We start from the raw sequence: 13201 nt of genomic DNA, 5'->3' as shown, positions 1-13201 counted from the left end.
AAGTCCGGGGCACGGCAAGGGCCCCGGAAGGGATCCGGGGCCCTTGGGGGAGAGGGGCGGGCGGTCAGACCACCGGGCGCGAGCCGTCGGAGCGGGCACCGTTGGTGGCCGGGGCGCTGTCGTCGTGGACCTCGACGTGCTCGCGGCGGAGCTCGTCCTGGACGACCTCCTCGGCGGTGTAGCGCTCGACGACCAGGCGCACCCGCTCGATCGGCGCCAGGTACTTGCGGACGACGGGGCGCTCCTCGCGGAGGGTGACCTCCTCGACGTCCTCGGCGATCTCCTTCTCGGTCAGCGCGGCGCGCTCGGCGTCGCTGACCGGCACCCGCTCCACCCGGACCCGCTCGCGGACCACCGGGACGCGGCGCTCGACCTGCTCGCTGGTCACGTACTTGCGCAGCTTCGCGGTGCCCAGGACGTGCCATTCGGTGGTGATGTCGAGCCGCTCCTCGCGGCAGGTGATCTCGACCGGCGCCGTCATGGCCGAGGTGCCGGTGTCGGCGGAAGGCGCGGGCACCGGCGCGGGGGTGGTCGCAGCCGGTGCGGGCTGCGGCTTCGGCTCGAAGACGGGAGCGGTCGCCACGGGGGCGGCGGGTGCGGGGGCGGCGAGGGTCGGCACGTGGGTCTCCCGGGCGGTGTCGGTGCCGAGGGCGCCGGGGCCGGCGACCGCGGTGGTCGGGCCCGGCTCGGCGGAGTGGAAGGCGAGCGGCGGGGCGGTCGTGGTGGCGGTCGTGGTCGCCGCCGCCGCGACGGCCGGCGCCGTGCCGAAGTCGAGGTCGGGCTGGGCGGTCCGGCCGGGCTCCTCGCCGGCGGTGCGGGCGTCCACCGGGGTGTCGAGCCCGTAGTAGCGGTAGAGCTGGAGCTCCTGGGCCGGCGACAGGTGCTGGCCCACGCCGAAGTCCGGCGAGTCCTTGACCAGCGACTTGTCGTAGGGAACCCGGAGCTCGTCACCGGAGAACTCGCTCGTGGTGAGGGGGACGAAGGCGTCGCGGCCGAAGATGCCGGTTCGCACGGCGGCCCACTCCGGCTGGCCGGTCGCGTCGTCCAGGTACACCTCGTCGACCGTGCCGATCTTGTCTCCGTTGCGGTCGACCGCCTTGTGGCCGATGAGATCCCGGGGGTCGATGTCGGTCTGCACTCTTTCCTCCAGTCCGCTGCGCCTGCGGAACTCCCGCAGGTACGGCGGTCGGAGCACACCCGTCCCGTCCGCCACTTCACACCAAAAGGCATGAATGGGACCGACGCGACCGGGGTGCGCCGGACGGGCTTCGTGCTGGGCCGTCCGGGGGACGCGCGTAGACCTCGAGTGACCTGACGCACCCGTGATCCGAAGGCCGCCCGCTGGTACCCTGGGCCGCGACCGCCGAACCCGCTCGGGAGAGTCCACGACCGCGAAAACCGCTGGTCGGGGCGCCGAAGGAGCAAACCCTCCCCGGAATCTCTCAGGCATCCGTACCGTGCGGGATAGGTCACTCTGGAAAGCAGGGCAGGATCGCCGGCGCGGGAGCCGACGATCACCACCCTCACCGACGGTGCAAGCCGACGGAGCGCCGACAGCGCGACGTGCGGGCGAAGCTCTCAGGTCCCGATGACAGAGGGGGAGGCCTTTCGGGTTCGCCCGCCCGAGCCGGTCCGCCGTCCGCAGCGGATGGCCGTCGGCGTGCGCGCCCCCGCCGGTCCGTGACCAGGAGGCCTCGACCACCATGAACGCCCAGCCGAACGCGGGACGCCCCATCGGCGCCTCGACCCTCACCGAGCTCGAGTCGGCCAGCCCCTTCGAGAACCGCCACATCGGCCCCGACGCCGCCGCCCAGGAGAAGATGCTGGCGTCCGTCGGCTACGGCTCCCTGGACGAGCTCGCCGCCACCGCCGTTCCCGAGGCGATCCGCTCCATCACCGCCCTGGACCTGCCCGCCGGCCGCAGCGAGGCGCAGGTCCTCGCCGAGCTGCGCGAGCTGGCGAGCCGCAACAAGGTGCTCCAGCCGATGATCGGCCTGGGCTACTACGGCACCTTCACCCCGCCGGTCATCCTGCGCAACGTCATGGAGAACCCGGCCTGGTACACCGCCTACACCCCGTACCAGCCGGAGATCTCCCAGGGCCGCCTGGAGGCGCTGCTCAACTTCCAGACCCTGGTCTCCGACCTGACCGGTCTGCCCACCTCCGGCTCCTCGCTGCTGGACGAGGGCACCGCGGCCGCCGAGGCGATGGCCCTGGCCCGCCGCGTCACCAAGGTCAAGGGCGGCGTCTTCCTGGTCGACGCCGAGACCCTCCCGCAGACCATCGCGGTGATCAACACCCGGGCCGTGCCGACCGGTGTCGAGGTCGTCGTCGCGGACCTGTCCGACGGCATCCCGGCCGAGGTCGCCGAGCGCGGCGTCTTCGGCGTGCTGCTGCAGTACCCGGGCGCCACCGGCGTCGTCCGCGACCTCGCCCCGGTGATCGAGCAGGCGCACGGGCTGGGCGCGGTCGTCGCCGTGGCCGCCGACCTGCTTGCGCTGACCCTGCTGAAGTCCCCGGGCTCGCTGGGCGCCGACATCGCCTGCGGCACCTCGCAGCGCTTCGGCGTGCCGATGGGCTTCGGCGGCCCGCACGCCGGCTACCTGTCGGTGCGCGCGGAGTACGCCCGCTCGCTGCCCGGCCGCCTGGTCGGCGTGTCCGTCGACGCCGACGGCAACCGCGCCTACCGCCTGGCGCTGCAGACCCGCGAGCAGCACATCCGTCGCGAGAAGGCCACCAGCAACATCTGCACCGCCCAGGTGCTGCTCGCCGTGATGGCCTCGATGTACGCGGTCTACCACGGCCCGGACGGCCTGGCCGACATCGCCCGGCGCACCCACCGCTACGCCGCCGCCCTCGCCGAGGGCCTGCGGGCCGGCGGCGTCGAGCTGCTGCACGGCGAGTTCTTCGACACCGTCACCGCCGTCGTCCCGGGCCGCGCCGCCGAGATCGCCGCCGCCGCCCGCACCCACGGCATCAACGTCCACCAGGACGGCGCGGACCGGATCTCCGTCTCCACCGACGAGACCACCACCCGCGAGCACCTGGCCGGCGTCTGGGCCGCGTTCGGCGTCCCCGCCGTCGAGATCGCCGAGGCCGCCGAGGCGCTGCCCGCCGCGCTGCTGCGCGAGGACGAGTACCTCACCCACCCGGTCTTCCACAGCCACCGCTCGGAGACCGCCATGCTGCGCTACCTGCGCCGCCTGTCGGACCGGGACTACGCGCTCGACCGCGGCATGATCCCGCTGGGCTCCTGCACCATGAAGCTCAACGCGACCACCGAGATGGAGGCCGTCACCTGGCCGGAGTTCGGTCAGCTGCACCCCTTCGCGCCGATCGACCAGGCCCAGGGCTACCTCACCCTGATCCGCCAGCTGGAGCAGCAGCTGGTCGAGGTCACCGGCTACGACGCCGTCTCGATCCAGCCGAACGCCGGCTCCCAGGGCGAGCTGGCCGGCCTGCTGGCCGTCCGCGCCTACCACCAGGCGAACGGCGACACCCAGCGCGACGTCTGCCTGATCCCGTCCTCCGCGCACGGCACCAACGCCGCCTCCGCGGTGATGGCCGGCATGCGCGTGGTCGTGGTGAAGACCCTGGTCGACGGCGACGTGGACGTCGAGGACCTGAAGGCCAAGATCGAGCAGCACCGCGACAACCTGTCCGTGCTGATGGTCACCTACCCGTCCACCCACGGCGTGTACGAAACCCAGATCACCGAGATCTGCGCCCTGGTGCACGAGGCCGGTGGCCAGGTCTACGTGGACGGCGCCAACCTGAACGCCCTGGTCGGCCTGGCCAAGCCGGGCAAGTTCGGTGCGGACGTCTCGCACCTGAACCTGCACAAGACCTTCTGCATCCCGCACGGCGGCGGCGGCCCGGGTGTCGGCCCGGTCGCGGTGCGCGCCCACCTGGCGCCGTACCTGCCGAACCACCCGCTGCAGGAGGAGGCCGGCCCGGCCACCGGTGTCGGCCCGATCTCGGCCGCGCCGTGGGGCTCGGCGGCGATCCTGCCGATCTCCTGGGCGTACGTCCGGCTGATGGGCGGCGAGGGCCTGAAGCACGCCACCCAGGTCGCGGTGCTGAACGCCAACTACATCGCCAAGCGGCTCGCGCCGCACTTCCCGGTGCTCTACACCGGCCCGGGCGGCCTGGTCGCGCACGAGTGCATCATCGACCTGCGTCCGCTGACCAAGGAGACGGGCGTGACGGTGGACGACATCGCCAAGCGCCTGATCGACTACGGCTTCCACGCGCCGACGATGTCCTTCCCGGTGGCCGGCACGCTGATGATCGAGCCGACCGAGTCCGAGGACCTGCACGAGATCGACCGGTTCTGCGACGCGATGATCGAGATCCGGGCCGAGATCGAGAAGGTCGGCTCGGGCGAGTGGGCGGCCGAGGACAACCCGCTGCGCAACGCCCCGCACACCGCCGCCGCCCTGGCCGGCGACTGGGCGCACGGCTACTCGCGGCAGGAGGCGGTCTTCCCGGCGGGCGTGAACCCGGCGGACAAGTACTGGCCGCCGGTGAGCCGGATCGACGGCGCGTACGGCGACCGCAACCTGGTCTGCTCCTGCCCGCCGCTGGACGAGTACGGCGTCTGATCCCGCGGACGCGGACGAAGAGGGGCAGGGCCCCGGCAGAACGTTTCTGCCGGGGCCCTGCCCTGTGCGCTGTCCGGTCGGCGGCCACCCCGTCGGGCGGTGCCGGGGCCCATGGCCACCGGTCGTACGGCTGCGGCGGTACGGGTCGGGTCGGTCGGGCCCCGGCGCCGGGTCGACCCGGCGCCGGGAGGCCTCAGGCCGCGTGGGCGACGGGGCGGCGCGGGGCGATCACCCGGCCGTCGGGCAGCAGCTCTCCGGTGTCCTCGAACAGGACGACGCCGTTGCAGAGCAGGCTCCAGCCCTGCTCAGGGTGGCAAGCCACCGGCACGGCCGCCTCGCGGTCCTCGGACTCGGCCGTCGGGCACTCAGGACGGTGCTGGCACATACGCGTACCCTCGCTTCGCTCTGCGATCCTCCCCGTGGTGCGGTCCCGGAGGGTTGCTGCCGTCCGGGGCCGCCGCGGTAGTCGGATCCTGTCCGCAACGCCGGCCAGGTGTGGACCGGCGTTCAAGTGGGTAGGACAGGTGGTCCTTCCACGCTGGTTCCCAGTGTCGGCATCTACGGACGCGCGCGCAGCGATTTCGTGACATGCGCCACAAGTCCCGGGCAGAGATCACCCGTTCAGGTGGGGCCCGGAGGAGAAAGCGCACCGACGGGTCAGCCGTGACATGGCCCGGTGGGGCCATTGCGGATGGCCCGCCCAGGTGGTGGCCGTTCGGGTGAGGCCGCCGGGGCGCGCACGGCGAAGGGCCGCCGGGCGGGGTGACCCGGCGGCCGGTGCGGCGGGGCCGCTCTCAGGTGGAGCCGAGCAGCAGCGGCCGGGAGAGCGGGGTGCGGGCGAGCAGCGGCAGCAGCTCGGCGGCCGGGTGGGCGCGGTGCGCGGTGACGCCGAGCGGAGCCGGGGCGAGCGGGATCAGCAGGTCGTCGCCCGGGTCGGCGTCGGGGCCGTGCAGCCAGAGCGCCGTCGCGTACTGGCCCGGGAAGGTGAGCAACCGGGGCTGGCAGCGGACGCGGGAGCTCTGGGCGAGCTGCCAGGCCTCGCGCAGCGCCCGGACGGTCGAGGAGAGGTAGGGGCCGGCGGTGAAGTGGGAGAAGGTGTGGCCCTCGGCGCTCTGCACCACCTCCGCGGCGGCGGCCACCTCGGCGCCGTCCTTGATCAGGAAGCGCCAGCCGGTCCTCCGGGCGGCGGTGAGCTCGGGGCGCGGGCCGTCCAGGACGTGCACCGCGAGCGGATGCGCGGGGAGCAGTGGTCCGGTCGGGTGACGCAGGGCTGCGGCGGCGGGTTGGCGCAGCGCGGCGTCCGAGTCTAGCGCGGCCAGGACCGCGCGCAGGGCACTCGGTGGGGGCTGGGGGGTTTGCAGGGTCATGGCGGGGTCCGCCTCTCCAAGCGAGATCGGCGTGCGAGTGCGGCATACCGGCGTGGCGCGGTGCGTCGTCGGTGACGGGCCTGGCCGTGTCCGGTTGTGCAGGATCGCGGAGCCGGCGCGGTCGCCGCCGTCGAGGAGTGCCTCGGGGCGGGAGAAGACCGGCCGGAGCGCAGTGCGGATTCCTCGAATTCATCGAACAAATGCGCAGGGTGATCTGTTTATCACAGGCTGTGGCGCCGGGCAAGTCCACAGATGCTCTGAATAAGCGTCAGTTCCCTTTCATTGCAAGCCAGTACAAGCATTCGGGTATCGATCTTCGGGGTGGGCATGATGCTGGCACGGTCGGACGGCCGGGTGGGTCAGGAGGAGGGGACCGTGGGCGAGAAGGTCGTGGCGACTCGGGCGGATCTGGCGGACCGGCAGCAGTACCGGCTCAAGCTCCAGGCCTGCCTCGACGCGCTCGGGCGGATGCTGCGCGAGAACCGATTCGACCGGCCCCGGGCGGTGATGGGCCTGGAGATCGAGCTCAACCTGGCCGACGACCAGGGTCTGCCGGTGATGCGCAACGCCCAGGTGCTCAGCGCGATCGGGTCCAGCGACTTCCAGACCGAGCTGGGCCAGTTCAACATCGAGGTCAACATCGTGCCGCACCGGCTCTGCGGGCACGTCTTCGAGGAACTGCGGGAGGAGATCGACACCGGGCTGCGCTACGCGGACCGGCGCGCGGCCGAGGCCGGCGCCCGGATCGTCATGGTGGGCATCCTGCCGACCCTGGAGCACGACCACACCGGGCTGGACGCGATGAGCCACAACCAGCGGTACAGCCTGCTCAGCGACCAGATACTGGCCGCCCGCGGCGAGGACATCGCGCTGGACATCGAGGGCGTCGAGCACCTCCAGCTCGAGTCGATCACCATGGTGGCGGAGGCCGCCGCGACCTCGCTGCAACTGCACCTGCAGGTGACGCCGGAACGGTTCTCCTCGGTGTGGAACGCCGCCCAGGCGATCTGCGGCCCCCAGCTGGCGATGGGTGCGAACTCGCCGTTCCTGTTCGGGCGGGAGCTGTGGCGGGAGACCCGCCCGGTGCTGTTCCAGCAGGCCTGCGACACCCGTTCGGCCGAACTCAAGGCCCAGGGCGTGCGTCCGATCACCTGGTTCGGCGAGCGCTGGGTGGACTCGGTGTACGACCTGTTCGAGGAGAACCTGCGCTACTTCCCGGGACTGCTGCCGATCTGCGACGACGAGGACCCGATGAAGGTGGTGACCTCCGGCGGGGCGCCCCGGCTGTCCGAGATGCGGCTGCACAACGGCACCATCTACCGGTGGAACCGGCCGATCTACGACGTCTCGGGCGGGGTGGCGCACCTGCGGGTGGAGAACCGGGTGCTGCCGGCCGGGCCGACGGTGGCCGACACCCTGGCCAACGCCGCCTTCTACTACGGGCTGGTGCGGGTGCTCGCCGAGCAGCCCCGGCCGGTCTGGACCCGGCTGCCCTTCGATCGGGCGGACGAGAACTTCCGCCAGGGCGCCCGGTACGGCATCGACGCGGTGTTCCAGTGGCCGCGCTCCGGCCGGGCCGGCCGCAGCGGGGGGCTGCAGACGATCTCCGCCGTCGACCTGGTGCTGAACGAGCTGCTGCCGATGGCCCACCAGGGGCTGGACGAGTGGGGCGTGGAGCCCGCCGACCGGGACCGCTACCTGGGGATCATCGAACAGCGCTGTCTGCGCCGCACCAACGGCGCGGCCTGGCAGAGCGCCACCTTCCACCGGCTGCGCGAGCAGTACGGGATGGACCGGTCGGCCGCGCTCGCCGCGATGACCAGGCGCTACGCCGAGCACATGCGCGGCGGCGAGCCGGTCCACACCTGGCCGGTGGGCTAGCCCGGCCGCTGTGTCAGGATGATCGCTCCGGCGGTCGGCCGACGGCCGGAGCGACCGCCCGCCCGCTGGAGTGCCCGTGACCACCCGCCCGACCGCGCCGGAGACCGAGCAGCCCACCCGCCGGCTGCTCGGCGCGGAACTGCTGATCGTCCTCGGGCTCTCCCTCGGGGCCAGCGGGATCAGCGCGCTGATCAGCTTCGCGGGCTCGCTCACCGAACCGCTCCAGCTCGGCCAGCAGGTCGCCACGCTGAACGGCTCGCGCGCGCCCGGGCGGCCCTGGCTGGACCTGCTGTGGCAGCTGTACTACATCGGGCGGGGCCTGATGCCCGTGGTGCTGGTCGGCTACCTGCTGGTGCGCGAGGGCACGTCGCTGAAGGTGCTGGGCTTCGACCTCGGGCGCAAACTCGGCGACCTCGGCCGGGGAGCGGCCGTCGCTGCGGCGGTCGGAGGCTGCGGACTGGCCCTGTACCTGGCCTCGCAGGCGGCCGGGTACAACCTGACGGTCGCGCCCTCCGGGCTGCCGGACGTGTGGTGGCGGGTGCCGGTGCTGGTGCTGTCGGCCTGGCAGAACGCGATCCTGGAGGAGGTCGTCGTCCTCGGCTACCTGCTGCGCCGACTGGGGCAGCTGGGGTGGTCCTGGCCGGCGGCGCTGGTGGCGAGTTCGGTGCTGCGCGGCTCGTACCACCTGTACCAGGGGGTCGGCGGGCTGGTCGGCAACATGGTGATGGGGGCGGTGTTCTGCCTGCTGTACCGGCGCTGGGGGCGGGTGATGCCGCTGGTGGCGGCGCACGCGCTGATCGACACGGTGGCCTTCGTCGGGTACGCGCTGCTCGCCGGGCACGTCAGTTGGCTGCCGACCCCCTGACGGTCGGTCCGCCGGGCGAAGATCCGCCGGCCGCGGATCGGCCGGCTGCGGATCCACCGGCTGCGGATCCGCCGAACGTCGGCGGCTGGGGGCGCGGCGGCCGGGCGAGCAGCCGGTCGACGTGCCGGCGCTCCAGGCCCTGGCCCGGGTCGATCGGCAGCAGCAGCCGGTCGCGGCGCCAGAGCGACGTGCGGACCAGCCGGGGCGGGATCACGTCGTCCACCCAGGCGAACGGACGTCCCCCGGCGTAACGCAGCAGCGGCGCCCACTTGCGGGCGGAGAACAGCTCCATCAGCGGGACGCGCGGATCGTCGGGCTGCGGGACGTAACCGGTGAAGCGCACGAAGGGCAGCGGGTCCAGGCCGATCGCCGGGGCGATGTGGGTGTTGGCGTGCTCCTCCCAGGTGGTGGCCCAGACCAGCTCGTACGCACCGGCGAGTTCGCGCAGCCACTGGCCGTGCCTGGCGGAGAGCAGGACGGCGTAACCGAGCAGGGTGTGGGAGTCGAACCCGGCGTCCGGGTGCGGACAGACCGGGTTCAGCACCCCGTCGACGTCCAGGAACAGCAGCGGCTTCGGCACCGGTGGCCCCCCAAGTGGATGGTGTGTCCTACCCGGTCGGACGAACCAGCAGCACCAGTGGTTGCTCTCCAGCGGGCGCACGCGGGGCGCACAGGGCGCTCACGACGCGGGCGCGGGCACGCGGCCGGGCTCCGTTGCGTCCGGGGTGCCGCGGTCGGCCGCCGGGCGGCGCGGCGTCAGCCGAGGTGGCCGTGGAGGAAGGTGACGGTGCGGCGCCAGGCGATCCTGGCCTGCAGGGGGTCGTAGGTGCCGAGGGTGTTCTCGTCGTTCATGAAGGCGTGTCCGGCCGGATAGAAGTGGAACTCGGGGCGGACGTCGGTGGCCTCGCCGATCCGGATCGCGGCCTCGTCCACGGCGGCCATCGGGATCGAGCCGTCGAGCTCGCCGAAGTGCCCGAGGACGTGGGCCGTCAGACCGCGGTAGTCGAACTCCGGGTCGGGCGGGAGCCCGTAGAAGGAGACGGCGGCGGCCACCTCGTCCCCGCACCGGGTGGCGAGCAGCAGGGCGAAGCCGCCGCCCATGCAGAAGCCCACCGTGCCGACCGCGTCACCGACCACGCCGTCCAGGGACAGCAGGTGGTCGACGGCGCCCGAGAGGTCCTGGACGGCCTGCTCGACCGGCAGCTCCCGTTTGAGGCGGGCGGCCTCGGCGCGGTCGTGGGTGGTGGCGCCGCCGAACAGGTCGGGGGCGAGCACCGTGAACCCCTCGGCGGCGAAGCGGTCGGCCATGTCCGCGACGTGCGAGGTGAGGCCCCACCACTCCTGCACCACCACCAGGCCCGGCCCGACCCCCTGCGGAGGACGGGCCAGGTACCCGTGAGCGGTGCGGCCGCCGCTCGGGAAGGTGACGTTCTGCCGGGAGCCGCGCTCGTCGGGCATGGCTTCCTCTCGGTGGGGTCGGGCCGCGTTCGGCGGGGGCTCGTGCGGTGGGGGCGTGCGGTGTGAGGCGCGCGCGCCGAGGGGTGCGTGCGGTGGTGGTGCGTGCCATGGCGGTGCGGGGGCGGTTGCTCAGCCCATCTCCTCCAGGGCGCGGCCCTTGGTCTCCTTGATGCAGAAGGCCACGAACGGGATGGAGAGCAGCGCGAAGGCCGCGTAGATGACGTACGTCGCGGCGAGGTTCCAGTCGGCGAGGTCCGGGAAGCTGACGGTGATCGCCCAGTTGGCGATCCACTGGGCGGAGGCGGCGACCGACAAGGCCAGCGCCCGGATCCGGTTGGGGAACATCTCGCCGAGCAGCACCCAGACCACCACGCCCCAGGAGAACGCGAAGCAGAGCACGAAGACGTGCGCGGCGACCAGGGCGACGGTGGCGTGGGTGTTGTCGAGGGTGGCGGTGTCGCCCGTACCGTGCCGGTAGGAGAACGCCCAGGCGGCCGCGCCCAGCGCGAGCGCCATGCCGGTGGAGCCCGCCAGGGCCAGCGGCTTCCGGCCGATCCGGTCCACCAGGGCCATCGCGATCACCGTGCCGATCACGTTGATGATCGACGTGGAGAGGCTGATCAGGAGCGAGTTGGACTCGTTGATGCCGACCGACTGCCAGAGGAAGGAGGAGTAGTAGAAGATCACGTTGATGCCGACGAACTGCTGGAACACCGAGGCGCCGATGCCGACCCAGACGATCGGCAGCAGGCCGAAGCGGCCGCCCAGCAGGTCCCGCGGCCGGGGCTTGCGGGTGGACGCCAGCACCGCGCGGATCTCCGCCACCCGGGCGTCCAGGTCGACGTCCTCGCCCTCGACCTCGACCAGCACCTTGCGGGCCTGCGCCTCGCGGTGGTCGGCGATCAGGTAGCGGGGGGACTCCGGGATGGCCAGCGCCATCAGCCCGTACACCAGGGCCGGGATCGTCTCGACGCCGAGCATCCACTGCCAGGCCTGGACGCCGCCGAGGTGGTTGGTCGACTCGCCGCCGGCGGCCTGGTTGAGCGCCCAGTTGGCGAGCTGGGAGACGGTGATGCCGAGCACGATCGCCATCTGCTGGAAGGAGGCGAGCCGGCCGCGGTAGGCGGTCGGGGCCACCTCGGCGATGTAGGTGGGCGCGATCACCGAGGCGATGCCGATGGCGATGCCGCCGATCACGCGCCAGCAGGCCAGCGCCTCGATGTTCGGCGGGAACATCGAGCCGATGCCGCTGGCCGCGAACAGCACGGCGGCCAGCAGCATCGTGCGCACCCGGCCGAAGTGGTCGGCCAGCCGGCCGGCGACCACCGCGCCGACGGCCGAGCCGAGCAGCGCGATGGCCACGACGAAGGCGGTGGTGCCGTGGCCCACCGCGAAGTGCTTCTGGATGCCCGTCACCGCACCGTTGATCACCGCGCTGTCGTAGCCGAACAGGAAGCCGCCCATGGCGGCCGCCGCGGAGATGAACACCACGTGCCCGAGGTGGGCCTCGCCCGAGGCCCGCTGATGGTGGACTGTGGACACACACGCTCCCCGAGGTCGACGGGCCCGCACCGACGGCTGGGCAGGGCTCGTCTCACATTCGAGCAGTGCGGCGGCCCACCCGCCTCAGTTGAGGGCCGAACGGGTGATGCGGAGTCAGTCCCCGGCGCCCACGGCGGCCGTGCGCCGTTGGTGACGCCGCAGCAGTTCGGCGCGGGCGCCGGCGTAGTGGTCGCGGCCGCGACCGGGGCCGGCGGCGCGTTCGGCGAGGCGCTCGGCGATCGCGTGCTGCGCCTCGGCGGGCTTCTTGTCGTCGAACTTGAACTTGGCCCGCACCTCCCGCACCGTCAGGCGGAGCCCGCGCAGACCGGGCAGCTGCCGGGCGAGCTCGTCCGCGCCGGGCACCACCCGGACCTCGGGGGTCTCCGGCTGGAAGTGCGCCAGCTGGCGGTTGAGGATCTCCGCCTTGCCCGCGGTCGACTCGACGATCTCGGCGGTGCAGTGGAAGTGGACCGAGGCGTAGTAACTGGTCGGCGTGCCGGGCGCGCCGCGCCAGTGGCCGGGGGCGAAGGCGTAGTCGTCGGTGACCGCGAGGGTCACGTTGGGGTCGGCCCGGACGGCGGCCAGCAGCGGGTTGGGCGCGGCGAGGTGCAGCAGGATCTCGCCGCGCTCGGCGTCCAGCAGGAAGTGCGTCGGGACCAGCACCGGCCCCTCGTCGGGGCCGCCGTTGGCGGCGAGCAGGCCGAAGTCGCGGCCCTGCGCCAGCCAGGCGCGCCACTCGTCCTCGTCGCCGCGGTCCCAGGACCTGATCAGCATCGGTGCGGCCCTCTCAGCGGGGGTAGCCGCGCAGGTGCGCGGGCAGCGGCACGGACTCGTCGTACGGCACCGGGGCGCCGTGCACCGTGGTGACCGGGATCAGGCCGGACCAGTACGGCAGGTCGGCGTCCTCGGGGTCGTCGTCGGCGCCGTCGGCACGGATCTTGGCCGAGACCTCGTCGAGCTCCAGCCGGATCACGGCGGTCGCGGCGAGCTCCTTGGCGTTGGCGGGGCGGACCGCGCCGGAACGGCCGGGGACCGCGTGGTCGACCAGGGCGGCCAGTGCGACGTCCAGTTCCTGCGGGTCGGTGACCTGGTGGGCGGTGCCGTGGGCGACCACCGACCGGAAGTTCACCGAGTGGTTGAAGGCGGACTTGGTCAGCACCAGGGCGTCGACCTGGGTCACCGTGACGCAGACCGGCATGCCCTGGTCGCCGGAGGCACCGCGCAGCGGACGGCTGCCGGTGGAGCCGTGGACGTAGAGCCGGCTGCCGACCCGGGCGAAGATCGTCGGCAGCACGACCGGGGCGCCGTCGGCCACGAAGCCGAGGTGGCAGATGTAGGCGCTGTCGAGGATGGCGTGGATCGCCTCCTGCTCCCAGGTGGCGCGGTCCCTGTACCGGGTCGGGGTGGTGCGGGGGGTGCGGGCGTAGGTGACGCCGTCGGTGCGCTCCGCGGCGCCGTCGGTGGGCGTGGCCGGCATGACAGAC

The 13201-nt window shown here is 73.0% G+C and carries 11 protein-coding genes and 1 riboswitch; of the genes, 3 read left to right on the top strand and 8 right to left on the bottom strand.

The annotated features are described in order from the left end of the window. Positions 1 to 64: 64 nt before the first annotated feature. A complete protein-coding gene (locus ACGF07_RS24835; RefSeq protein WP_392902104.1) occupies positions 65 to 1138 on the bottom strand; it encodes a PRC and DUF2382 domain-containing protein in 1074 nt (357 codons plus the stop codon). 226 nt (positions 1139 to 1364) lie between these two features. Next, positions 1365 to 1468: riboswitch (glycine riboswitch) on the top strand. A gap of 235 nt (positions 1469 to 1703) precedes the next feature. On the opposite strand from ACGF07_RS24835, the gene gcvP reads away from it, so the two are divergent. Continuing rightward, entirely contained in the window at positions 1704 to 4604 is a 2901-nt protein-coding gene (gene gcvP / locus ACGF07_RS24830; RefSeq protein ID WP_392902102.1) for an aminomethyl-transferring glycine dehydrogenase, read from the top strand. 193 nt (positions 4605 to 4797) lie between these two features. Here gcvP and ACGF07_RS24825 read toward each other — a convergent pair whose 3' ends face one another. After that, positions 4798 to 4989: a DUF5999 family protein gene (locus ACGF07_RS24825; RefSeq protein WP_030288352.1), complete on the bottom strand. Its 192-nt coding sequence runs from the start codon at positions 4987 to 4989 to the stop codon at positions 4798 to 4800. 409 nt (positions 4990 to 5398) lie between these two features. After that, a complete protein-coding gene (locus tag ACGF07_RS24820) occupies positions 5399 to 5971 on the bottom strand; it encodes a hypothetical protein (protein ID WP_350737067.1) in 573 nt (190 codons plus the stop codon). Between the two features lie 375 nt (positions 5972 to 6346). Between ACGF07_RS24820 and ACGF07_RS24815 the strand changes: the two genes are divergently transcribed. Both ACGF07_RS24815 and ACGF07_RS24810 read left to right on the top strand, forming a co-directional pair. Next, positions 6347 to 7852, top strand: coding sequence for a glutamate--cysteine ligase (locus tag ACGF07_RS24815; protein WP_392902100.1), 1506 nt, complete (start codon positions 6347 to 6349; stop codon positions 7850 to 7852). Positions 7853 to 7922: 70 nt separating this feature from the next. Continuing rightward, entirely contained in the window at positions 7923 to 8717 is a 795-nt protein-coding gene (locus ACGF07_RS24810) for a CPBP family intramembrane glutamic endopeptidase (RefSeq protein WP_392902098.1), read from the top strand. Here the strand turns inward: ACGF07_RS24810 and ACGF07_RS24805 are convergent. From ACGF07_RS24805 to ACGF07_RS24785, 5 genes are all read right to left on the bottom strand, one after another. Further along, on the bottom strand, positions 8695 to 9297 hold the full coding sequence (locus ACGF07_RS24805) for an HAD domain-containing protein (RefSeq protein WP_392902096.1): 603 nt from the start codon (positions 9295 to 9297) through the stop codon (positions 8695 to 8697). The genes ACGF07_RS24810 and ACGF07_RS24805 overlap by 23 nt on opposite strands. 176 nt (positions 9298 to 9473) lie before the next feature. Continuing rightward, positions 9474 to 10175 (bottom strand): dienelactone hydrolase family protein, encoded by a 702-nt coding sequence (locus ACGF07_RS24800; RefSeq protein WP_392902094.1) that lies wholly within the window; start codon positions 10173 to 10175, stop codon positions 9474 to 9476. 129 nt (positions 10176 to 10304) lie between these two features. Continuing rightward, entirely contained in the window at positions 10305 to 11717 is a 1413-nt protein-coding gene (locus ACGF07_RS24795; protein ID WP_350737053.1) for a sugar porter family MFS transporter, read from the bottom strand. A gap of 114 nt (positions 11718 to 11831) precedes the next feature. Next, on the bottom strand, positions 11832 to 12491 hold the full coding sequence (locus ACGF07_RS24790) for an FMN-binding negative transcriptional regulator (protein WP_392902092.1): 660 nt from the start codon (positions 12489 to 12491) through the stop codon (positions 11832 to 11834). A gap of 13 nt (positions 12492 to 12504) precedes the next feature. Beyond that, entirely contained in the window at positions 12505 to 13194 is a 690-nt protein-coding gene (locus ACGF07_RS24785) for a pyridoxamine 5'-phosphate oxidase family protein (protein WP_392902090.1), read from the bottom strand. Between the last annotated feature and the right edge of the window lie 7 nt (positions 13195 to 13201).

Origin of the sequence: Kitasatospora sp. NPDC048194 (genome assembly GCF_043202455.1) — a bacterium.
In the GTDB taxonomy this organism is placed as follows: domain Bacteria; phylum Actinomycetota; class Actinomycetes; order Streptomycetales; family Streptomycetaceae; genus Kitasatospora.
Note: the sequence above shows the minus strand (reverse complement) of the source record. Positions and strands in the feature narration are given on the sequence as shown.